The sequence below is a fragment of the Thalassobaculum fulvum genome (assembly GCF_014652915.1).
In the GTDB taxonomy this organism is placed as follows: Bacteria; Pseudomonadota; Alphaproteobacteria; order Thalassobaculales; family Thalassobaculaceae; genus Thalassobaculum_A; species Thalassobaculum_A fulvum.
In genome coordinates this window covers 246,303-266,889 of sequence record NZ_BMZS01000010.1, presented here as the reverse complement: position 1 = coordinate 266,889, position 20,587 = coordinate 246,303, and the positions used below count along the sequence as shown (strand labels likewise).

The 20,587-nt window shown below is 70.5% G+C and carries 27 protein-coding genes and 1 tRNA gene; 16 read left to right on the top strand and 12 right to left on the bottom strand.

Annotation, left to right across the window (positions count from 1 at the left end):
* Positions 1-161: 161 nt before the first annotated feature.
* From rlmB to IE246_RS21000, 3 genes are all read left to right on the top strand, one after another.
* Positions 162-1,025: a 23S rRNA (guanosine(2251)-2'-O)-methyltransferase RlmB gene (gene rlmB, locus IE246_RS21010; protein ID WP_189993318.1), complete on the top strand. Its 864-nt coding sequence runs from the start codon at positions 162-164 to the stop codon at positions 1,023-1,025.
* A gap of 38 nt (positions 1,026-1,063) precedes the next feature.
* Complete coding sequence (locus IE246_RS21005; protein ID WP_189993316.1) at positions 1,064-2,536, top strand: hypothetical protein; 1,473 nt, start codon at positions 1,064-1,066, stop codon at positions 2,534-2,536.
* 64 nt (positions 2,537-2,600) lie between these two features.
* Positions 2,601-2,676: transfer RNA gene (locus IE246_RS21000), tRNA-Thr, on the top strand.
* Between the two features lie 27 nt (positions 2,677-2,703).
* On the opposite strand, the gene IE246_RS20995 is transcribed toward IE246_RS21000, so the two are convergent.
* From IE246_RS20995 to IE246_RS20975, 5 genes are read right to left on the bottom strand one after another with little or no spacing between them, the layout of a single operon-like run.
* Entirely contained in the window at positions 2,704-2,922 is a 219-nt protein-coding gene (locus IE246_RS20995) for a hypothetical protein (RefSeq protein ID WP_189993314.1), read from the bottom strand.
* Positions 2,919-3,683, bottom strand: coding sequence for a hypothetical protein (locus IE246_RS20990; RefSeq protein ID WP_189993312.1), 765 nt, complete (start codon positions 3,681-3,683; stop codon positions 2,919-2,921). Before IE246_RS20990 ends, IE246_RS20995 begins: the two co-directional genes overlap by 4 nt.
* Positions 3,680-4,729: a Rieske 2Fe-2S domain-containing protein gene (locus tag IE246_RS20985; protein WP_189993310.1), complete on the bottom strand. Its 1,050-nt coding sequence runs from the start codon at positions 4,727-4,729 to the stop codon at positions 3,680-3,682. The genes IE246_RS20990 and IE246_RS20985 overlap by 4 nt, the downstream gene beginning before the upstream one ends.
* The gene (locus tag IE246_RS20980) at positions 4,726-4,869 is read right to left on the bottom strand and encodes a hypothetical protein (protein ID WP_189993308.1); all 144 of its coding nucleotides are present in this window, start codon (positions 4,867-4,869) and stop codon (positions 4,726-4,728) included. Before IE246_RS20980 ends, IE246_RS20985 begins: the two co-directional genes overlap by 4 nt.
* A complete protein-coding gene (locus IE246_RS20975) occupies positions 4,859-5,095 on the bottom strand; it encodes a hypothetical protein (protein ID WP_189993306.1) in 237 nt (78 codons plus the stop codon). Before IE246_RS20975 ends, IE246_RS20980 begins: the two co-directional genes overlap by 11 nt.
* 103 nt (positions 5,096-5,198) lie before the next feature.
* Between IE246_RS20975 and IE246_RS20970 the strand changes: the two genes are divergently transcribed.
* From IE246_RS20970 to IE246_RS20960, 3 genes are all read left to right on the top strand, one after another.
* Positions 5,199-6,341 carry a mandelate racemase/muconate lactonizing enzyme family protein gene (locus IE246_RS20970; protein ID WP_189993304.1) on the top strand — a complete coding sequence of 381 codons (1,143 nt, stop codon included), beginning with the start codon at positions 5,199-5,201 and terminating at the stop codon, positions 6,339-6,341.
* Between the two features lie 93 nt (positions 6,342-6,434).
* The gene (locus tag IE246_RS20965) at positions 6,435-6,959 is read left to right on the top strand and encodes a PAS domain-containing protein (protein ID WP_189993302.1); all 525 of its coding nucleotides are present in this window, start codon (positions 6,435-6,437) and stop codon (positions 6,957-6,959) included.
* 116 nt (positions 6,960-7,075) lie between these two features.
* Complete coding sequence (locus tag IE246_RS20960; protein WP_189993300.1) at positions 7,076-7,630, top strand: hypothetical protein; 555 nt, start codon at positions 7,076-7,078, stop codon at positions 7,628-7,630.
* 7 nt (positions 7,631-7,637) lie between these two features.
* Here the strand turns inward: IE246_RS20960 and mnmC are convergent, their stop codons facing one another.
* Both mnmC and IE246_RS20950 read right to left on the bottom strand, forming a co-directional pair.
* On the bottom strand, positions 7,638-9,524 hold the full coding sequence (mnmC, locus tag IE246_RS20955; RefSeq protein ID WP_189993298.1) for a bifunctional tRNA (5-methylaminomethyl-2-thiouridine)(34)-methyltransferase MnmC2/FAD-dependent 5-carboxymethylaminomethyl-2-thiouridine(34) oxidoreductase MnmC1: 1,887 nt from the start codon (positions 9,522-9,524) through the stop codon (positions 7,638-7,640).
* A 6-nt stretch (positions 9,525-9,530) separates the two neighbouring features.
* Positions 9,531-9,926 carry a cupin domain-containing protein gene (locus tag IE246_RS20950; RefSeq protein WP_189993296.1) on the bottom strand — a complete coding sequence of 132 codons (396 nt, stop codon included), beginning with the start codon at positions 9,924-9,926 and terminating at the stop codon, positions 9,531-9,533.
* Positions 9,927-10,084: 158 nt separating this feature from the next.
* On the opposite strand from IE246_RS20950, the gene IE246_RS20945 reads away from it, so the two are divergent.
* Together IE246_RS20945 and IE246_RS20940 are read left to right on the top strand one after the other, a co-directional pair.
* Entirely contained in the window at positions 10,085-10,336 is a 252-nt protein-coding gene (locus IE246_RS20945) for a hypothetical protein (protein ID WP_189993294.1), read from the top strand.
* A 16-nt stretch (positions 10,337-10,352) separates the two neighbouring features.
* Positions 10,353-11,105 (top strand): SDR family NAD(P)-dependent oxidoreductase, encoded by a 753-nt coding sequence (locus tag IE246_RS20940; protein ID WP_189993292.1) that lies wholly within the window; start codon positions 10,353-10,355, stop codon positions 11,103-11,105.
* A 12-nt stretch (positions 11,106-11,117) separates the two neighbouring features.
* Here the strand turns inward: IE246_RS20940 and IE246_RS20935 are convergent, their stop codons facing one another.
* The 3 genes from IE246_RS20935 to IE246_RS20925 are packed head-to-tail and all read right to left on the bottom strand — an operon-like array spanning position 11,118 to position 13,678.
* Positions 11,118-12,032 (bottom strand): nickel/cobalt transporter, encoded by a 915-nt coding sequence (locus IE246_RS20935; RefSeq protein WP_189993290.1) that lies wholly within the window; start codon positions 12,030-12,032, stop codon positions 11,118-11,120.
* Positions 12,029-12,679: a DUF1007 family protein gene (locus IE246_RS20930; protein ID WP_189993288.1), complete on the bottom strand. Its 651-nt coding sequence runs from the start codon at positions 12,677-12,679 to the stop codon at positions 12,029-12,031. Before IE246_RS20930 ends, IE246_RS20935 begins: the two co-directional genes overlap by 4 nt.
* Positions 12,680-12,685: 6 nt before the next feature.
* The gene (locus IE246_RS20925) at positions 12,686-13,678 is read right to left on the bottom strand and encodes an aldo/keto reductase (RefSeq protein WP_189993286.1); all 993 of its coding nucleotides are present in this window, start codon (positions 13,676-13,678) and stop codon (positions 12,686-12,688) included.
* A gap of 122 nt (positions 13,679-13,800) precedes the next feature.
* Between IE246_RS20925 and IE246_RS20920 the strand changes: the two genes are divergently transcribed.
* The 6 genes from IE246_RS20920 (at position 13,801) to IE246_RS20895 (ending at position 18,532) form a co-directional block, all read left to right on the top strand.
* Complete coding sequence (locus IE246_RS20920) at positions 13,801-15,051, top strand: SAM-dependent methyltransferase (protein ID WP_189993284.1); 1,251 nt, start codon at positions 13,801-13,803, stop codon at positions 15,049-15,051.
* Between the two features lie 92 nt (positions 15,052-15,143).
* Positions 15,144-15,812, top strand: a complete 669-nt coding sequence (locus IE246_RS20915) for a hypothetical protein (protein ID WP_189993283.1) — start codon at positions 15,144-15,146, stop codon at positions 15,810-15,812.
* A 215-nt stretch (positions 15,813-16,027) separates the two neighbouring features.
* Positions 16,028-16,417 carry a hypothetical protein gene (locus IE246_RS20910; protein ID WP_189993281.1) on the top strand — a complete coding sequence of 130 codons (390 nt, stop codon included), beginning with the start codon at positions 16,028-16,030 and terminating at the stop codon, positions 16,415-16,417.
* Positions 16,418-16,420: 3 nt separating this feature from the next.
* The gene (locus tag IE246_RS20905; protein WP_189993279.1) at positions 16,421-17,272 is read left to right on the top strand and encodes an alpha/beta fold hydrolase; all 852 of its coding nucleotides are present in this window, start codon (positions 16,421-16,423) and stop codon (positions 17,270-17,272) included.
* Positions 17,273-17,292: 20 nt separating this feature from the next.
* The gene (locus IE246_RS20900) at positions 17,293-18,081 is read left to right on the top strand and encodes a class II aldolase/adducin family protein (RefSeq protein ID WP_189993277.1); all 789 of its coding nucleotides are present in this window, start codon (positions 17,293-17,295) and stop codon (positions 18,079-18,081) included.
* Positions 18,082-18,088: 7 nt separating this feature from the next.
* Positions 18,089-18,532 (top strand): YcgN family cysteine cluster protein, encoded by a 444-nt coding sequence (locus tag IE246_RS20895; RefSeq protein ID WP_189993275.1) that lies wholly within the window; start codon positions 18,089-18,091, stop codon positions 18,530-18,532.
* A 20-nt stretch (positions 18,533-18,552) separates the two neighbouring features.
* On the opposite strand, the gene IE246_RS20890 is transcribed toward IE246_RS20895, so the two are convergent.
* Positions 18,553-19,110 (bottom strand): PAS domain-containing protein, encoded by a 558-nt coding sequence (locus IE246_RS20890; RefSeq protein WP_189993273.1) that lies wholly within the window; start codon positions 19,108-19,110, stop codon positions 18,553-18,555.
* A gap of 196 nt (positions 19,111-19,306) precedes the next feature.
* Here IE246_RS20890 and IE246_RS20885 point away from each other — a divergent pair, with 196 nt between their 5' ends.
* The gene (locus tag IE246_RS20885) at positions 19,307-19,576 is read left to right on the top strand and encodes a hypothetical protein (RefSeq protein WP_189993504.1); all 270 of its coding nucleotides are present in this window, start codon (positions 19,307-19,309) and stop codon (positions 19,574-19,576) included.
* On the opposite strand, the gene IE246_RS20880 is transcribed toward IE246_RS20885, so the two are convergent.
* A complete protein-coding gene (locus IE246_RS20880) occupies positions 19,577-20,053 on the bottom strand; it encodes a PAS domain-containing protein (protein ID WP_189993271.1) in 477 nt (158 codons plus the stop codon). It lies immediately after the preceding gene.
* 107 nt (positions 20,054-20,160) lie between these two features.
* Here IE246_RS20880 and IE246_RS20875 point away from each other — a divergent pair, with 107 nt between their 5' ends.
* Entirely contained in the window at positions 20,161-20,559 is a 399-nt protein-coding gene (locus IE246_RS20875) for a VOC family protein (protein ID WP_189993269.1), read from the top strand.
* The last annotated feature ends 28 nt before the right edge of the window (positions 20,560-20,587 follow it).

Genomic DNA, 20,587 nt, shown 5'->3' with positions numbered 1-20,587 from the left:
TCCGACTTTCCGTGACCATCGCCGTGACGACGACCCCGTTCCGGAGGGAACGCGAACTATGGTAATTCGCTCCTGTTTGTCAACGGCGAACACGACCATATCGAAAGGCGCGGCGACAGCCGTTTCGATGAGGTCGTGACAATCGAAAGGCTACCACACCCATGTCCCGACGCAAGCCCAGGCCTTCGCCGGTCTCCGGACGCCCGTCTCGGCACGCCGGCGGCGGGCCGAAGCCGGCCTACGCGGTCGACGACCCGACCCTGCTGTACGGCCGCCACGCCGTGCAGGCCGCCCTGGCCAACCCACGCCGGAAGGTCGTGGCAATCCGTCACACCCCGCAGACCGCCGACGCGCTGGCCGGGATACTGGCCGGCCTGCCCGAGGGCCGGCGGGCGGAGCTGCCGGCGCCGCAGGCGATGGAACGCGCCGATCTCGACGCCGGCCTGCCGGCCGACACGGTCCACCAGGGACTCGTCCTCAAGGTCGAGCCGCTGGACGACGCCGACCTCGGCGACCTGATCGCCGGCTGGCAGGGCCGGGACGACGTCCTGGTGGTGATTCTCGACCAGGTCACCGACCCGCACAACGTCGGCGCGGTCCTGCGCTCGGCCGCGGCGTTCGGCGCGTCCGCCCTGATCATGCAGGACCGGCACGGCCCGCCGGTAACCGGCACCCTGGCGAAGACCGCCTCCGGAGCGGTCGACGCGGTTCCGATGGCCCGCGTGGTCAACCTCGCCAGGGCGATCCGCGACCTGCAGGAGGCCGGGTTCTGGTGCACCGGTCTCGCCGAGGAGGGATCGACCGACCTCGCCGAGGTCGACCTGCGCGGCCGCTGCGGTTTGGTGCTGGGCGCCGAGGGGACCGGGCTGCGCCGCCTGACCCGCGAGACCTGCGACGCCCTGGCCCGGCTGCCGACCTGCCCGCCGATCGGCTCGTTGAACGTGTCGGCGGCCGCCGCGGTAGCGCTTTACCAGGCCCGGCTGGTTCGGGCAGCCCCAGGTGATTTACACTCCCTTAAGAGTTGACCACCATCCTGCCCGCCGGAAAATGGGGGTGCATATCGATGGGTCACGGGCCCCTGACGGATGTGGAGGCCGCCAAGGCGGCGGTTTGCGAGGAGACCGCGGATTTCTACACGCCGCAGGCCCGGCTCGCGCTCGGCCGGGCGGCCGCCGGGTTCCTCACGCCGCAGGGCTTCACGCCGCTGGAACTCCTGCATTCCCGGGACCTGCAGAGCAGGCTCGCAAACGCCGGCACCAACGCCATGCAGGCCGTCCAGAAGACCGCCAGCTGGCAGGTCCGGGGGCTCAGCGTTCCGGTCAGCGAGCGCATCCGCCGGCTCTGGGAGCTGACCGACGTCGTCCAGAAGGAGACCGCCGCGAAGCTCGAGGCCGAGCCGCCGCAGCCGGTCACCCTCACCTCCCTGCCGGAGCTGCTGGCACACCGCCCCGAGGAAAGCGACGACGACCGCAGTTTCCGGGTGTTCGCCGCCCTGACCCGCACGCTGGCCGACGAACAGGGCTGGGCCGCCAAGTTCGCCGCCCTGGCCGGGCTCGGGGTCGGCCTCGCCGGGCTCGAGACGTTCCGCTACTTCGATTCGCTGATCGCCGAGATCCTGCGGCCGCCGGCCGGCCTGGAGGCCGTGCTCGGGCGCGAGGAGACGATCGGCGACGAGATCCTTCGCCTGCTGGCGCTGGTCGACCGAACCGCCAAGCCGGAGAGTGCCCCGGGCAACCCGCCCACCGCCCGCTCGCTTTACGACCTGCTGGCCGTCGCCGCCATGCCGGAGACCCGGGCGGTCCTGACCGAGCACGCGATCGTTCTGGCCCGGTCGAACGAGAAGCTGACCCGCCGGCCGCTGATGGAGGAGGTCGCCTTCGTCGTCGACCTCAAGGACCGGATGACCCGGGACGGCGAGCTGCTCGGCGGCAGCGGGACCCGCGAGGCGCTCGAGCGCCGGCTGGCGCGGGCGCTGTCCGACCAGACCATCGACATGCTGATGGCCGGTACCCGCTGCGTCGGCGAGCGGGTCCTGCGGGCCGTCCAGCTGCACGGCAAGATCTTCGGCGAGGACGCCAGGCGCTATCTCGAGACCTACGTCACCGAGCTGATGGGCCAGCCGAAGCTCGAGAGCACGATCCTTCCCGAGGGGGAGAGCACCAGGCAGAACATCAAGCTGCTGGGCCGGCTGCACCGGGCGCTCGTCAAGTCGGAGCTGCCGGCCAAGACCAAGGAGCGGATCGCCAACCAGGTCGAGCGGTACCAGAGCGACGTGCTCGACCACTCCAAGATCCTGGAACGCCTCGGCACCGGCGGCGGCGCCACCGCCGAGCGGTTCCTGAAGGTCGTCGACCTGTGCCGCGAAGGCGCGTTCATCGCCGGCCCGAACGCCGACCGGGCACGCAAGACCGCCCAGGACCTGATGAAGCGCCCGGACTTTCTCGACAGCTACCTCGAGGGCGCGTCGCAGAAGGGCGAGCGGGCCAACCGCCTGAAGAACCTGCAGCGGCTGCTCGCCGAAGCCCGGATCGTCTGACGCCGCGGGCGCCGCCGGGCGCCGCTTGACGGGGCCGCCCCCGGCCCGTATCGAAGGCGCGTGTGCCGGCATAGCTCAGCTGGTAGAGCACCTGATTTGTAATCAGGGGGTCGCGGGTTCGAGCCCTGCTGCCGGCACCACTTCGGCGTCGACATAGGCGCCGGGCCCTATCGGCCCCTGAGCCGCTGCCCGATCCGCTCCGCCGCCCACAGCACCGCGACCACGTAGGCCGGCAGCAGCGGCCAGCGCAGGTCCCACAGCCAGGTCCCGCCGATCACCGCCCCGGCCCCGCGCCAACCGATCGGCCCCACCTGGAAGCCGGTCCAGGCGACGTACAGCGCGGCGCCGAGGATCGCGGTCGCCACCAGGGCGAGCGCCCGTCTCACAGCGGCCTCAGGCTGGCCGGATCGACCCGAAACACCAGCAGGTCGGCGCGGCGCTCGACGGTGCCCGAGAGTTCGACATAGCGCGCGGTGTCGTCGAGCAGTGCCGCCGTCACCGGCCCGCCGTCCGCATCCGCCAGCAGCAGCAGCTCGGGCGGACCGTCGGCCCGGTACACCACGAACAGCGGCGGGATGCCGCCGATCAGGCAAAGGTTGGCGCACAGCTTGTGGGTCTTGCCCTGGCCCGGCCGCATGGCGCCGAGGTAGCACTTGGAGTCGACGATCTCGCCGCGCAGGGTGCGCGGCCCGACCGGCTCGGACACCGGCCCCGCGAATCCCGCCAGCGCCGCGGCGTCCGCCGCCGCCCGCAGCCCGACCTCGCCGCCGACCTGGATCATCTCGCGGTCGCCGGCCCGCAGCAGGAAACCACCGACGTCGACCGGGCCGCCGTCCAGTCCGGCCGCCTTCTCGCGCACGCCGCGCTTGCCCTGACCGGACAGCGGGATCGCCCGGCCGCGCGGGTGCTCGGAATCCGGCGGCAGGTACAGCACCGGATACGGCTCGACCCGCAGGATTCCGGTCCGGGTCTGGTAGCCCTCGCCCCACCGGAACGCGGCATCACCCCAGTCGCCCTGCGCGGTCACCAGGGTCACCGCCAGCACCGCCGAGGCCCCGAGCACCGCACCGGCCAGGACCGCCAGGAAGCCGAGCAACGGCCGCGGCGTCTTCAGGTAGCCGACATAGAACGGCTCGCGTCCCCTCATGCCCCGCGCTCCCCGACCAGTACCGGCTCGGTGCGGGTGCCCGGCGGCAGTGCCCGCGGATCGATCAGCAGCCGGTCGCCGTCGCGGCAGAGCCGGTAGGTCGCGACCTTCTCGGTGAACGGCGGCGGCGCGCAGCCGGTCTCCGGGTCGTACTGGAAGCCGTGCCAGGGGCAGGTCACGCAGCCGCCGACGATCCGGCCCTCGCCGAGTGGGCCGTTCTGGTGGGCGCAGGCGTTCGACAGCGCCGACACCTTGTTGCCGTGCCGGAACACCGCCGCGCGCTCGCCGTCCGGCAGGGTCACGGTCCGGCCGATGCCGTCCTCCAGCTCGTCGAGGCGGGCGACGTAGACCCAGCCGCCGTCCGCAGGTTCCGGGACCGCATCGCGACGGGCCTCGACGGCTCCGGCGAGCAGATGCAGCCCGGCCACCGCCGCCAGGCTGACCGCGGTCGCGACCGCGTAGACCGCGCTGGTCTCGGCCTGCAGCACGCCCAGGGTCACGTGCATAACCACCAGGGCGTAGGCCAGGTAGACCAGCATGTGCAGCCGCTTCCAGAGCGGCGGCCCCAGGAACGCCAGCCAGAAGTCGTGGCTGGTCGCCGCCATCGCGAACAGGATCGCCAGCGCTGCCAGCCCCAGCCACTCGAACGGGAAGCCGAGGAAGCTGGTGTCGGTGTTGGCGGCCAGCAGCGCCACCCAGGGATCGGTCGGCGAGAACGCCACGTACCACCCCAGCACCGCGTACAGGTGGGCGACCGCGACGAAGAAGGTCAGCACGCCGAAATGCCGGCGATTGTACAGAACCGGCAGGAACCGCCGGTCCAGCCGCGCCAGCGGGCCGATGCACAGGATCAAGGTCAGCATCCAGAACGCACAGGTCCCGAACGCCCGCATCCGCAGCTCGGCCCCGCCGATCAGCGGCGACTCGACTAGGCCGGGCGCCCACCGCAGATAGACCAGGACGTACAGCGCCACGCCGGCCGCCAGGCACAAGTCATAGGCCAGCTTCGAGCGGGTCCACTGCACCGGCCGGTACTGCACGCTCACGGCCGCGTCTCCCCGGCCACGGATCCCTGGAGAACCGGCCGCTCGGACTTCAGGGCGAGGCCGAGCACGAAGCCGGCGACCAGCAGCACCGCCAGCGGCGGCCAGATCCGGCGGTGGGTGCGCCGCAGGTCAGCCCGCATCGGCCGCTTCCCCGCAGCAGCCGCGCCGTTCGCGGACCGCCCAGCGGGCGGCCACCAGCGGCCACAACCCGACCACGCCGGGCGCGACCAGGATCCGGAACAGGTAGGCGCCGCGCGCCGACCGGTCGATCCGGTCGACGCCCCAGCACAGGAACGCCACCGCGACGGCGACGCCGATCCACAGATAGACCCCGGCCAGGGTCAGGAGAGCTTCCGCGATCGCCATGGGCGAGCCTCTGCATGTCCGTCATCATGATACCCATGGCGAACGATGCTCGCGACCGCGCTTCGGTTACCGTTCGACGGGCACACTTGAGGGGGATACGCCGATGAAGATCACCGCGGTTCGCGCACACGTCCTGGAAGCCCCGATCGAGGACCGCTTCGCGTTCTCGCAGGCCTGGGTCGACCGCCGGGTCGGGCTGGTGGTGGAGATCGAGACCGATGCCGGGCTGGTCGGCTGGGGCGACGGCTACGGCCCGCCCTGGGCGCTCGCCACGGTGATCGAGCGCTACTACGCCCCCCGGCTGGTCGGCCGCTCGCCGCTGGCCGGCGACGCGATCTGGGAGGAGCTGTACAACGCGCTGCGCGACCACGGCCAACGCGGCATCGCGGTGCAGGCGCTGTCGGCGGTCGACATCGCGCTGTGGGACCTGCGCGGCAAGCACTTCGGCGCCCCGGTACATGTCCTGATGGGCGGGCCGGTGCGGACCGAGGTCCAGGCCTACGCCACCGGGCTGTACCGCCGGTCCGACGACCGCCAGACCAACCACCGCCTGCTGCGCGCCGAGGCCGAGGGCTACCTGCAGGCCGGGTTCCGGGCCATGAAGACCAAGGTCGGGTTCGGCTTCCAGGACGACGTCGCACTGGTCGCCATGCTGCGCGAGACCGTCGGCCCGGAGGTCGAGCTGTTCGTCGACGCCAACCACGGCTGCGACACGGTCCAGGCCAAGCGGCTGGCGCGCGCCATCGAGCCGCTCGGGATCGGCTGGTTCGAGGAGCCGGTCGAACCCGAGGACCTGGAGGGCTACCGCGAGGTCCGCGCCAGCACCTCGATCCCGATCGCCGGCGGCGAGTGCTCGTTCACCCGCCACGACTTCCGCCGGATCCTGGAGGCCGGGGCGATCGACATCATCCAGCCGGACACTGCGTCCTGCGGCGGCCTGACCGAGGCCAAGCGGATCGCCGACATGGCCTGGACCCATGGCGTCCGCTACAACCCTCACGTCTGGGGCACCGGGATCGGGCTGGCGGCGGCGATGCAGCTGCTGGCCGTGCTCCCCACCAGCGCGCCGGCGTTCGGCGCGCACCAGCCGCTGCTGGAGTACGACAGCACGCCGCACCCGTTCCGCCAGGGCCTGCTGGTCGAGCCGGTCCGGGTCGAGCGCGGCATCGCCCACGTCCCGAGCGGCCCCGGCCTCGGCATCGAGATCCGCCGCGACGTGCTGGAGCGCTGGCGGGTCGGACCGTAGGCGGCCGGTGTCGCCGCACCGCTGCGAGAGACGCCCGCGGCCGCATACGATAGAATGCCGTCAGGTTGCGCTCTGGGGAGGTGCGAAACCCGCATGACCGAGACGGCGAAACGTGGACGTCCGGACATCGACCTGCTCGGCAGGCCACGCTATCGCCCGGTTCCCGATCCGTCCGTAACCCTCGTCTCGCCCGTCCTCCAGCGCCTCTATGCCTACTGGCGCAGCAAGGCCGCGGTCCGGCCGCCGCGGCGCGCCGACCTTGACCCCCTCGAGATCGGCCCGGACATCCACAATGTGACCCTGCTGGACGTTCGTCACGAGCCTCTCAGGTTCCGCTGGCGGTTGCTCGGCGGCGAACTGGTCGAGGCGATCGGGCGCAACATGACCGGCCGGCGATTCGAGGATGTGTATGCGCATCCGATCCTCGCGGACGTCATGCGGGTATTCTCGCGGGCTGCGCTGACAGGGTTGCCGGTCCGGCATGTCGGGACGGCGCGCTTCGCCGAACGCAGCTACCTGCGCTACGAGTCGCTGCATTGCCCCCTGTTCGACGGCGCCGGCCGGGTCGTCATGCTGTTCGGCGGGCTGCATTTCGAGCCTCTCGCAAGTTTCGAGTGACGACCGGGCCGGTCCGACGGCAACAAGTGTTGCCGGACTGAAACACACGCCCCGTAGCAGCCGCGCATCGCCGGTGCGATAGTCGCCCCGACACCAAGAACCGCCGGGAGGCCGCCATGTTCGATCTCGACCGCTTCGTCCAGGACTGTACCGCCGCGCTCGACGAGTCCGCTCCCGAAATGGCGGTGCGCGAGATCGTCGCCGAGGCGGTGTCCGACCCGGCCGCGGTCATGCGGGCGATCGGCGAGCCGGAGCGTGGCGGCGTGTTCACCCTGCACCACAGCGACCGACTGACGGTGCTGAACCTGGTCTGGGGACCGGAGATGAACCTGATGCCGCACGACCACCGCATGTGGGCGTCGATCGGCATCTACACAGGCAAGGAGACCAACGTGTTCTGGCGTCGCAGCCCGGAAGGGCTGCAGCGCATGGGCGCCAAGGAGCTCGACGAGCGCGACGCGACCTGGCTTGGTGAGACCGCCATCCACTCGGTGACCAACCCGCTCGGCCGGCTGACCGGGGCACTGCACGTCTACGGCGGCGACTTCTTCGGCACCCCGCGCAGCGAATGGGACACCGAGACCCTGGCGGAAGAGCCGTACGACGTCGAGCGGGTCAAGCGCCTGTTCGAGGAGAGCAACCGGCGGCTCGACGAACTCCGGGCACACTGACCGGGGCTCAGCCGGCCCGCCGGTGCGCCGACCGTTCGCGGAAGCGACCGGGGCGGACCGCCGCGGCCAGGTCCCGCTCGACCGGCAGCGGCTCCCCCAGCATCTGCGACGCCAACAGCTCCGCCAGCAGCGGCGCCGTCACCAGCCCGCGCGAGCCGAGCCCGGTCAGCGCATGGACGCCCGCCCCGGCCCCGCCGGCGTCGGTCAGCTCCCCGGCGATCGGCAGCCGGTCGGGTGTGGTCGCGCGGATCGCGGCCCGACCGCCGGCCGGCATGGCCGCCTCGAACCAGGCGCCGACCAGCGGCGGCATGGCGCTGCGGATGCGCTCGTGGCCCTCCGCGGTCACCGGCTGCGGCCATGCGTCCGGATCGAATCCCTCGCGCTCGTAGGTGGCGCCGGCGACGTGACGGCCGCCGGTCGCCGGCGTCAGATAGCCGCCGAAGGTCAGCACCGCCCGCAGGCGCCGGCTCAGCGCCGTTTCCGGCAGCTCGCTCAACTGGCCGCGCACGGCGCGCAGCGGCAGCCCGCCGAACGGCAGGAGCGCTCCCGACGCCGCCCCGCCCGCCACGACAACGGCATCGGCTTCGTCGACGACCGCCCCGCCCGCGTCGACGAGGCGCCATGTCGGGCCACCGCGGTCCAACCGCTCGACCGGGCAGCCGGGGCGGAGGCCGGCCGGGCCGGCCAGCGCCCGGACCAGCGCCGGCGGCGACACATGGCCGGCCCGCCGGTACCAGATCGCCGGCCGGTCGAGCGCCACGCCGGCGATCCGGCTGGCCTCCGCCGGATCGACGATCCGCCCGTCCACCGCGGCGAGCGCCCCGATTGCGGCGAGCCGGCCGTGGCGCGCAATCACCGACGGCTCGCCCGCCAGTTCGAGCACCCCGTCGCCGCCGACCGGGATTCCGCGGTCGGCGCACTCGGCCAGGGCGTGCCGGAAGGCTGCGGACGACAGCCGTCCCGCCGGGCCGCCGTCCAGGGTCGGGCGCGGCATCAGCACGCCGACCGGATTGCCGCTGGCCTCCGCGGCCACCGCCGGCCGGCGCTCTACCCAGGCGACCTCGACCCCGCGCCGCACGAGCGCCCCGGCCAGGGCCGCGCCGGCGATGCCGGCGCCGACCACCGCCACCCGGCCCGGCGGGCGAAGGCCCTCGGCCGCGTTCCCGCGGTAGCTGCCCGCCAGGCACTCCCGCTTGCGGCCGAAGCCGGGGCGGCGCTGCATGGCGAATCCGCGCGCCTCCAGCCCGCGGCGCACCGCGCCGGCGGCGGTGAAGGTGGCCAGCCGGCAGCCGGGCGCCGCCAACCGGGCGACCTGGTCGAGCACCGCCGGCTCCCACATCGAGGGGTTGCGCGCCGGCGCGAAGCCGTCGAGGAACCAGGCGTCGACCGCGGCATCGACTTCCGGCAGGACAGCCGCCGCCTCGCCGACCGCCAAGGTCAGGCAGACCCGGTCCTCCGGGAACCAGATCCGGTGCAGGCCGGGCAGCGGCAGCGGATAGCGGGCGATCAGCCGGGCCGCCAGGTCGCCGACCCGCCGGAACGGCGCCAGGATCCCCGCCAGGGTGCCGCGCCGGATCGGGTAGCCTTCCACGGCGAGATAATGCAGCACGCCGCCCGCCGGTCGGGTCCGGCGCCACAGCTCCCAGGTCGCCAGAAAGTTCAGGCCGGTGCCGAACCCGGTCTCGGCGATCGTGAAGCGCCGCCGTCCGGTCCAGGCTTCCGGCAGGCCGACGCCGGCGAGGAACACGTGGGCGGTCTCCGCCAGCCCGCCCTCGCGCGAGAAGTAGACGTCGTCGAACCGCGTCGAGACCGGCACCCCTTCGCGGATCACCAGCCCGGGATCACGACCCTCGAGATCGGGTGCCTCGGGCCCGGGGGCACCGGTCTCGTGCATGCGTCGCTACTCGGCCGCCTCGGACGGGGCATCGGACAGCTGGGTCGCGAAGTCACCCGGCGAGGTGATCTCGACCAGCTCCAGGTCGTCGGAGTGCTCGATCTCGCGATGCCGGATCCCCGGCGGCTGCAGCACGCAGTCGCCCGCCCGCAGCGTGCGCCGCCCCTGGCCCTCGTACTCGAAGGTCGCCCAGCCCTTCAGGATGAACACCATCTGGAAGTCCAGGGTGTGGGTGTGCCATTGCGGGACCGCGTGCTTGCCCGGCACCGCGCGGATCACGTGGGCGTGGTACTTGCCGTCGGTCGCGTCCTTGATGCCCAGGTCCCGGTACACGAAGAACTCGCGCAGGCCGTCGGTTTCGAACTTGGCCCCCTCAGCGGGGTTGTGGACGAATTTCTGCATGGCGTTCCTCCGTTTCTGGACCTCTCGGACTCGGGTCGGCCGGCACTGTGCCACGGCCGGTCGAGCCCGGTCACGCCCGTAGCGGACCCGCGCTGCACGGGGCGGGGTGACACGGGCGTGCCGCCGCGCTATGGCTGCCGCAGTCAGGAGGAGCAACGATGGCCGACGACCGGGAACCGCCGATTTTGCCGGAGGACGAGCAGAAGCGGCTCGCGCTGAAGGTAATCCTGGAAGCCTGGGACGAGGCGATCGCCCAGGGCGCCTCGCCCGAGATCGTCGCTTCGTCGGCGATCTTCGCGGCGCTGACCGACATGATCGACATCTACGGCGAAAGCACGGTCGCCGACATGGTGCAGGACTGGCCCGACCGCATCCGCGACGGCGAATTCACCCTGAAGGACGGCGCCTGAGCCCGGAGCGCACGACATGACCTCGACAGCGTTGAGCGGACGGGCCGCGGTCGTCACCGGCGGCGCCCGGGGGATCGGGCTGGCGGTCGCCGAGCGCCTGCTGGCGGACGGCGCCAGGGTCGCCCTGTGGGACGCCGACGCTGCCGCCCTGGAGGCGGCGGTCGGACGGTTGAGCGCCGGCGAGCGGGCGGTTGCGGCCACGGTCGACGTGACCGACCCGGCCAGCGTCGAGGCGGCCCGCGAAGCCGCCGCCGCCGCCTTCGGCGGCCTCGACATCCTGGTGAACTCGGCCGGCATCGCCGGGCCGACGGTGGCGACCCTCGACTACCCCCTGGCCGACTGGCGACGGGTCGTCGAGGTGAACCTGACCGGCACCTTCCTGGTCTGCCAGATCGTGGCGCCGGTCCTGGTCGGCCGCGGCTGGGGCCGGATCGTCAACATCGCCAGCCTGGCCGGCAAGGAAGGCACGCCGAACGCTCCGGCCTACTCGGCCTCGAAGGCCGGCGTGATCGCCTTCACCAAGTCGCTGGCCAAGGAACTCGCCGGCACCGGCGTACTGGCCAACAGCGTGGCGCCGGCCGCGCTCGACACCGACATGGTGAAGAACATGAACCCGGAGCATGTCCGGATCATGGTCTCGAAGAGCCCGCTCGGCCGGCTCGGCACCGCCGACGAGTGCGCCGCGATGGTGGCGTGGCTGTGCTCGCCGGAGTGCAGCTTCTCGACCGGCGCCGCCTTCGATCTGTCGGGCGGTCGCGCCGTCTACTGAGCGGTCTGCTGATCACAGGAGCGGGTGCTTCGGCCCGCTCACGGCCACAAGCAATGCCGCCCCGAGCGCCGCCAGGGCGAGCCCGGCCAGGACCGAAAGGCCGCGGCGCAGTACCGCCACCCGGGCCTCGTCGCCACCCACCAGCCTGACCAGCCCCTCGCGCAGCCCGGCGACCGCCCCGGCGAGCCCGGCGACCGCGAGCGCGGTGCCGAGCGACATGGCGACGACCACCAGGATCGCCAGCCAGCGCAGGTCGAGGGTCTCGCCGAGAACCAGGACCAGAAGCGCCCCGCTGCACGGGCGGATCCCGATGCTGCCGAGGGCCGCCCACCAGGTCCGGCGGTCGCGCAGCTCCCCGTCGGCGACCGTGAACGACGACAGCCGGCCGGGCGCGCAGATCGCGCAGTCGTCGTGCGCCGGCGCCCTGCCGAACAGCGCGCGGCCGGCGATCCACAGCCCGAGTGCGGCCACCAGCACGTAGCTGCCGCGCTCGATCCAGGTCGCCGCATCGAAGGTGGCGCGGCGGGTCATGCCGAGCAGTTCCGACGCCCCGACCACCAGAACGACGGCGACCAGCCCCTGGACCAGCGCCGATGCGACCGCCAGGCCGATCGCGCGGCGCATCCTGCGCTCCGCGCCGAGCACGTAGGTCGACACCACCGCCTTGCCGTGGCCGGGTCCGACCGCGTGCAGCACCCCGTAGCCGAAGCCGATGCCGAGGGCCGCCAGGGCGCCGGCCGCGTCGACGCCGGAGCGTGCTCCCGCCATCGCGTCCGACAGGCGGTGCTGCAGCGCGAGGCGGCTGTCCTGCAGCCAACGCACGACCGCATCCGGATCGAAGCCGGCGCCCCACAGGCCGATCGCCAGCCCGGCACCGACCAGGAGCGCGACCGCCGGCCAGCGCCAGCGTTGCACCATGGCGGTCATCGGCAGGTCACCTTGACGTAGTCGGCGAACAGGCGGCCGAGCCCGGAAGGCGCGGTCTCGTCCTTGTCCAGGGCCGCGGCCGAGGCCACCACCTCGGGCGCCGGTTCGGACCGGCCGACCGTCGCCGTGCAGGCCGCCTGCCCCGGCCCCTCGACCGCGGCGAAGCCCGGGCCGTCGGGATGCCGCACGTCGATGTAGTACTGCGGGTCGTAGACCATGTAGCCGACCGCGACCTTGCGCGGGTCCGCCGGCGCGTCCGGCCGGATCACGAACGACATGAAGACCTGCCCGTCGACCCAGCGGCCGACCGGATCGGAGGCCCGGGTCGGCTGGTAGCTGCGGCCGTCGATCAGGAACTCGGCGAAATAGCCGACGGACGCGATGTTCCCGAACGCGGTTTCGGCCCACAGCTGGGCCTCGGCCGGGCTGACCGCCTTGTCCCGGTCGGTGTCCATGTCCTCTTCGGCGACCGCCGAATAGAACCGGTCCAGCAGCCACTCGACCCGGACTCCTTCGAGGCGGCCCTCGGCGTCCAGCAGGGCCACGGTGCGCAGGTCGATCCAGACATGCGGATGCGCCGCGGCAGGTGCCGCGGCGGCGAGCGTGATTCCGGCGGCCAGAGCCGCCACGAGCCGGGACGGAAACATCGGCAGCTACGCTCCCCGATCGAAATCGCTGTTCCAGACCTGGCGCAGCGCCGCCAGGGCCGGTTCCGGCAGCGGGCCCATCGCCGCGCCGGCCAGAGCCTCGTCCAGATGGGCGATCTCGGCAAGCCCGACCACCGCACACGACACCCGCGGTTCGGCCAGGACGAAGCGCAGCGCCCGCTGAGCGCGGGTTCCGTGCTCCGGCCCGACCGCCGCGAGGGCCGCGGCCGCCCGCTTCTCCTCGGCCGTGAGATCGCCGCCATCGGCGGTGACCGCGACCTCCCGGCCATGGCGTTCGTCGGTCGCCAGGACGCCGGCGGCGAACACCCGGATCGCCATCACCCCCAGATCGTTCCGCCGGCACGCGTCGAGCAGGCCGCAGAAGCTCTGGACGCTCAGCGCACCGGGTTCGGCCAGCGCCGCCGTCGGGTTCAGCATGTTGTAGTAGACCTGGGCGGTATCGAAGCGACCGCTCTCGACCACCCGGATGCAGCTCGCGGCGTCGCCGAGGGCGGTGAAGCCGATATGGTCGCACAGCCCCTCGGCGCGCAACCGGTCGAGCGCGTCGGCCACGCCGCCGGCGCCGAGCACCGCGTCGAGCGCGATCCGCCCGCCGCCGGTCGCCGGCGCGATCGGGTTGTGCAACTGGTACAGCTCGACTTTCGACATCCGCAGGCGCTCGAGGCTCTGCTCCAGGCTGCGGCGGATCTGCCGGTCGAGCGGCTCGCCGGCCTCCAGGTCGAGGCGCGCCTTGGTGGAAATTCGCGGCCGGCGGTCCGCCGGCAACTCCTGCACGAGCCGACCGATGGTGCGTTCGGATTCGCCGTCGCCGTAGCTGGCGGCCGTGTCGATCCAGTCGACGCCGGCGTCGAGGGCGCGACGGAAGGCGGCCCGCCGTGTGTCGTCGTCCGTGTGGATCAGCACGCCGCCGACCCAGCCGCCGCCGAATACCACCTCGGGAACCGCAAGTCCCGTACGTCCGAAGGGTCGTGTTCGCATGGCATCGCTCCCGTTCCGGTTAAGACCTTCTGGCATCATTGGCTGTTTTTGTTACCATACCCGTGATTGCGGGTGTTTCCCGCCCCCTGAACCGAATCGGATCGACTGTTGGGGGTTGGCCGATGCTTGCGGCACTCGGGTTTCGACAATTCGTACGGGAAGGGCGTCTGACGATCGTCGACGCCAACGGCAAACGGCACGTGTTCGAGGGTTCGCCCGGCCCCGAGGCCACCATCCGCCTTGTCGACCCGTCCCTGCACCACCGGTTGTTCTTCTCGCCGCAGATGGCGGTCGGCGAAGGCTACATGAACGGCGGGCTGGTGCTCGAGGACGGGACCGACCTGTACACCTTCCTCCACGTCTGCATGCTAAACGTGGCGCGCAGCGAGACCGAGAGCATCCAGTGGATGCTGCGCTGGTTCCGCAACGCCCGGGCCGCGTTCCGGCACTGGAACCCGATCGGCGCCGCCCAGCGCAAGGTCTCGCACCACTACGACCTGCGCGACGAACTGTTCGACCTGTTCCTGGACAGCGACCGGCAGTACAGCTGCGGCTACTTCCTGGATCCGTCCGACGACCTGGAGACCGCGCAGTTCAACAAGAAGGTCCACCTGGCCGCCAAGCTGCGCGCCAAGCCGGGCCACAAGGTGCTCGACATCGGCTCCGGCTGGGGCGGGCTCGGCCTGTTCCTCGCCGACCGTCATTCCTCCATCTCGGTCGACGGCGTGACGTTGTCGACCGAGCAGCACCGGGTGTCGAACCGGCGGGCCGAGCAGGCCGGCGTCGCCGACCGGGTGAAGTTCCACCTGCGCGACTACCGGACCCTCGAGGACAAGTACGACCGCATCGTGTCGGTCGGCATGCTGGAGCATGTCGGGCCGCGCCACTACGGCGAATACTACGGCAAGGTCTCCAGCCTGCTGAAGCCGGACGGCGTGGCGGTGATCCACAGCATCGGCGTGTTCCGTCCGGCGCAGCCGCAGAACCCGTGGATGGAGAAGTACATCTTCCCGGGCGCCTACACCCCGTCGCTGAGCCAGCAGACCGAGGCGATCGAGCGCCACACCGACCTGTACGTTACAGACATCGAGATCCTGCGCAGCCACTACGCCGACACCCTGCTGGCCTGGCGGCTGAACTGCGCCGCCAACCGCGACAAGATCGTCGCGATGTACGACGAGCGGTTCTACCGGATGTGGGAGTTCTACCTGACCGGCTGCGAGCTGGCGTTCCGGTACGGCTACCTGATGGTGTTCCAGATCCAGCTCGCCAAGTCGATCGACGCGGTGCCGGAGACCCGGGACTACATCGGCGCGTTCGAATCCCAGCACCTGAAGCGCGCCGCCCGGCGGCTGCAGCAGGCCGGGGACTAGATTTGGCTGTGGCCGCAGCGAGAGAGAGATGGGCCCGGCTCGCGTGTTGGACAGCTCTGACCATACTCATCACCTCGATGACGTTGCCGGCAATGGTGACAGCGGCGCTGGCCGAAAAGCCGACATGTATGCCGATCGAGCCTGTGCGAACTGACACAACACCGACCCCGATCAGGTCCCAGAAGCTTGAGTTCCCGCTTGAAGTGTCCGTCCGTGGCGTCGTCGTGCCTGAATTTGCCCAGGTTACGATCCGTCTTATCGAATCCATCAACCGCCAGCTATGTAGGCCCGCGTTTCATGTGCTGGAGGAAAAAACCTTCATAAAGGATTTCTACATCGATAAGAACGGGCGGATGACTGTAAAGCACATCGGCTCACCGAACTACATGGATCCAATTGACGACAAATCAGATGTTGTAATATTTGTGTCGCATGAGCTGTTCGGCGCCCAATACACAAACCTTTCCATGACATTCACACCATTTGTCAATCACCGCACCTCGATCAAAGCAATGGCTCCCACCCTCAACAAACTCCACAGCAGAAAAACCAAATGCCTCTATGCCGAGGAAAACGACAACCACAACAAGTTATTTTTCGTCATTGGAGCGGAACACAACCGCGGGGAAGACCAATTCATTTCCTGTCTTGCGTCGGGGCTCCTTGCGGCCTTGGGATACGGGGAGCCAGATGATATCGAGCGCTTCTTGAGTCCGGCCACCCTGAGTTTTGTCATGGCCCCGCTCCGCCCCCCCCTGTAGCCGGCGCGGTTGGTCGCGCGTTCGCGATCCTTGCGGCTCAAGGCCTCCCTTAGTGACGAGCCATCGCTTTGCTGCGCGCTTGTCCGAATGAGACCACCATTGCGGCCCCATCCGCCTGCAGTTCAATCGATCCACGGATTGTATACACCCCTTCACTGGACCGGTTGCCTGGCTTATCGTCCCGTCTGAGAACAAGACGCCGAGGGAGGAAGGGCGTGACGGGCGACGATGTGGCGGCCGTGCTGGCGCGGTTGCCGGAGTTGGTGAACGGGTGCGGGCCGCTGGTGAACCGCGGCCGGTTCTTCTCCGGCGAGTTCCTGGTCGAGGCCGATGCGGTGCCGGTGCACGTGAAGGTCCACGAGGGCCGGATCGCCGCCGTCGAGAAGGGCCCGTTCCGGATGCGCGCCTGGCGCTTCGCGGTGCGGGCCGAGGCCCAGGCCTGGGGGCGGTTCTGGGAGACGACGCCGGAGCCCGGCTATCACGACGTCATCGCGATGTGCCGGCTCGGCGTCGCCCGGCTGGAGGGCGACCTGCAGCCGCTGATGGCCAACCTGCGCTACGTCAAGGAGGTGCTGGAGGCACCCCGCGGCAAGGTGGGGGGCTGAGCCATGGCCATCGAGTTCGAGCCTATCGTCGGGCGCTACGCCACCCTGACCCTGTCGGGCCGGCCGTGCCGGATCTACATCGAGGAGGCCGGCCGGGGCATCCCCCTGCTGTGCCTGCACACTGCCGGCTCCGACGGCCGGCAGTACCGCCACCTGATGACCGATCCCGCCGTCACCGACCACTTCCGGGTCATCGCCTTCGACCTGCCGTGGCACGGCAAGTCGAACCCGCCGGTCGGGTTCCACGACGAGGAATACCGGCTGACCACCGCCACTTACACCGAGGCGATCCTGACGGTCGCCGACGCGCTCGAGCTCGACCGGCCGGCGCTGATCGGCTGCTCGATGGGCGGGCGCATCGTGCTGCACCTGGCGGCCCACCACGCCGACCGGTTCCGGGCACTGATCGGCGTCGAGTGCGCCGACCACCAGACCTCCTGGTACGACACCACCTGGCTGAACCGGCCGGACGTGCACGGCGGCGAGATCTGCGCCGCCATGGTGTCCGGGCTGGTCGCCCCGCAGTCGCCGGACGAGTACCGCTGGGAGACCCTGTGGGGCTACATGCAGAGCGGCCCCGGGGTGTTCAAGGGCGATTTGTACTTCTACCGCGAGGACTCCGACTTCCGCGACCGCACCCCGCTGATCGACACGTCGAAGTGCCCGCTCTACCTTCTGACCGGCGAGTATGACTATTCCTGCACGCCGGAGGACACCGAGCGCACCGCCGCCGCCATCCCGGGCGCCGAGGCGGTAATCATGAAGGAGCAGGGCCACTTCCCGATGAGCGAGAACCCGGCCAAGTTCCGCGAATACGTCCTGCCCGTGCTCGACAAGATCCGCAGCGCCGGCTGACCGACAAGAGGAGGATCCCCATGAACGATCTGAGCCCCGCCACTGTCCGCCTGTCGCGTCCGTCCGGCTGCTCCGACGCCGAATGGGATTTGCGGGTCAAGCTCGCCGCCGCCTACCGGATGGTCGACCACTTCGGCTGGTGCGAGCTGATCTACGGCCACCTGACCGCCAAGGTCCCGGGCCCCGACCTGCACTTCCTGATCAACCCCTACGGCCTGAACTACGACGAGGTGACGGCGTCGAACCTGGTGAAGATCGACGTCGAGGGGAACAAGATCGACAAGGACAACCCCTACCCGGTCAACCAGGCCGGCTTCGTGATCCACTCGGCCGTGCACATGGCGCACAGCGAGAACCACAAGGTGGTCATGCACACCCATTCGCGGTCGGGCATGGCGCTGGCCGCGGTCAAGGAAGGCGTGCTGCCGATCTCGATGGGCTCGACCGCCTTCGTCGACCGCATCAGCTACCACGACTACGAGGGCGTGAGCCTGTACCTCGACGAGCGCGAGCGGATCGTCGAGAACCTCGGCGACAACCACGCCATGGTGCTGCGCAACCACGGCCTGCTGACCACCGGCCGCACGGTCGGCGAGGCGTTCCTGTGGCTGTACCGGCTGGAGCGGGCGGCCCAGGTGCAGATCGACGCCGGCTCGGCCGGGACCCTGAACATCATCGGCGGCAACGTCGCCAAGAAATCCGGCGACGACGTCAATTCCTTCGCCGCCTGCGAGGACAGCTACGGGGAGCTCGAGTTCGCGGCGCTGATGCGCAAGATGGACAAGATCGACCCCAGCTTCCGCGAGTGACCACCTCGTGAACGACCGGCCGTTCTGGAAGCGCAAGACGCTGGCGGAGCTCTCCCGCGACGAGTGGGAGAGCCTCTGCGACGGCTGCGGCAAGTGCTGCCTGGTCAAGCTGCAGGACCCGGACACCGACGAGATCGCCTACACCGACGTCGCCTGCAAGCTGCTGGACGGCTCGACGTGCCGCTGCACCGACTACCCGAACCGCAAGAAGCGGGTGCCGGACTGCGTCGTGCTGAGCCCCGCGGTGGTCGCCGACCTGTCCTGGATGCCCTCGACCTGCGCCTACCGGCTGATCAAGGAAGGCAAGGACCTGGCGTGGTGGCACCCGCTGGTGTCGGGCGACCCGAACACGGTGCACGAGGCCGGAATGTCGGTGCGCGGGCGCGTAGTCTCGGAAGCCCTGGTCGAGGACGCCGAACTGCCCGAGCACGTCGTCGACTGGTCGGCCTGACGCCGGGAACCGCGGATCCGTTAGAGCACGGCGACGGGCGACATCGTGTCCGGCCGCAGGCCCGCCTCCACCGCCGCTGCAGCCTGCGGATCGTCGAGCAGTTTGTAGATGGTCGCGCCGAGTATCATCCGCGGATGGCCCTCGTCGTCGGCCAGCGGCAGATAGAGACGCTCGCCGCCGCCGACGCGGCCGATCGTGTGGCCGTAGATCCGGCCGCGCCCGTGCCCGATCGCCGGCGTGTCGAGGACCGCCCGATAGCGCTCCGAGACGACGGGATAGGCGGCCTGCGTCACCAGGTCCTCGACGTCGATGCCGACCACCGGGCAGTCGTAGGTCGAACGGACCGCCTCCCCCATAAGGCGGACCCGGAACCGCTCGCTTTCCGGGTCGTAGTCGTGGATCCAGAGGTAGGTCAGAAGGCCAGGGATCTCGATGGGGTCGATATCCCTGTACGCCGGAACCGATCTTCCGCGCCGCTTGGCACACCAGTACCGCAGAAGGTCGGACAGCCGAGGATCGCCGATCTCGGGCGCATGCTCCACGAGCGTGTAGGAGGTTGCCGACGCCGATGTCGCCAAGATCGTCCCCGTTTCGATCGTGCGATCCGCCCCCGCCACCGCGGAACCGCGGCCTTCAGGCGACGCACACTATCGTACTCGACCCTGCCGGACGGCACCAGAAGCGAGTTGCCGGACGCGCCTTACGGCCCGGGCGCACTTTCAATCGCGCCCCGGCATGCTCATATCGCCTCGAGCACACCAGGGAGAGAAGACCGTGGGCCGAGGCATGTGGATACTGGCGGGCCTGCTCGCCGCTTTCGCGATCGCGCTGATCTATCAGGAGTCGACGGGCGGCGTCGAGCAGCCCTGGGCGCAGTGCAAGGAGAGCCTCGTGCAGCAGATGTTCACCGGCGACTGCACGCCCCGGTCGGGCGGGATGCTGGCCCCCAGGCCCGAAGGCTCCGGTGCGCCCGCACCGGCTCCGGCACCGGCACCGGCACCGGATCCGGCGGACCGGCCGGTCGGCGAGATCAAGCTGAACTGATCACGCGTCCCGCCGGCGACGCCCGGGACCACGGGGCGTGAAGCGCGGGTAGATCGCGACCGCGACCTCGACGATGACCCCGTCGTCGCCGGCAAGCGGCAGCATCAGCCGTTCGTAGGTCGCGATCCACCAGTTGCGGACGAACCGGAACGACCCGTATGTGGCATCGCGGGTTGCCAGAACCTCGCGATAGGCCGGCTCGGCGAATCTCCGGAACAGCACCGGCATCTGATCCAGGTACCGGTCGGTGACGTCCCGGCCGTAGATCCGTGTCAGCTCGACGCCGACCTCGCGGTAGCGGAACCGCGGGCCGGAGTCGGACACCTCGACGAACAGCATGTTCGCCATGAACTCGGACACGTCGACCGGCGCGAACCGTACCTTCCGGGGCAGGTCCGCACCGTCGCGCCGCGCCTCCCAGATCGCCAGCAGGGCCCGGAGCTCGGGCCGGCCCATCGTCGACGGATCGACCGTCATTTCGGACTCGGTGCCTCCAAATCTTCGGTCGCGTCGATTGCCCGCGACGCTCGACACAGGGGGTCGCGGCTCCCTAAGCTGCCGCGATCCGAGCGAAGGGACCGACCGTGACGACGCGACCGCCGATCGCCCAGCAAGTTACCTTCATCTACACCCGCGACCTGGCCGGCGCCTCGGCGTTCCTGCGGGACAAGGTAGGGCTCAGGCTGGCGCTCAACCAGGGCGACCTGTGCCACATCTACGCGGTTGCCGGCGGCGCCTTCCTCGGCGTCTGCGTGAACCGCCCGCCGCCGGAGGATCCCGGCGTGACCTACAGTTTCGTGACGCCCGACGTCGACGGGATGTACGCCACCCTGAAAGCCCGGGGGGTCGAGTTCGAGGCGCCCCCGAAACTGTCCGAGCGTTTCAAGGTCTATTCCTGCTTCTTCCGGGGCATCGAGAACTACCGCTTCGAGATCCAGGAGTTCCGAGACCCCGCCTGGCCCGCCGCCGACCTCGCCCCCTGACCCGTCCACCGAAACCCGAAGCCTGAGG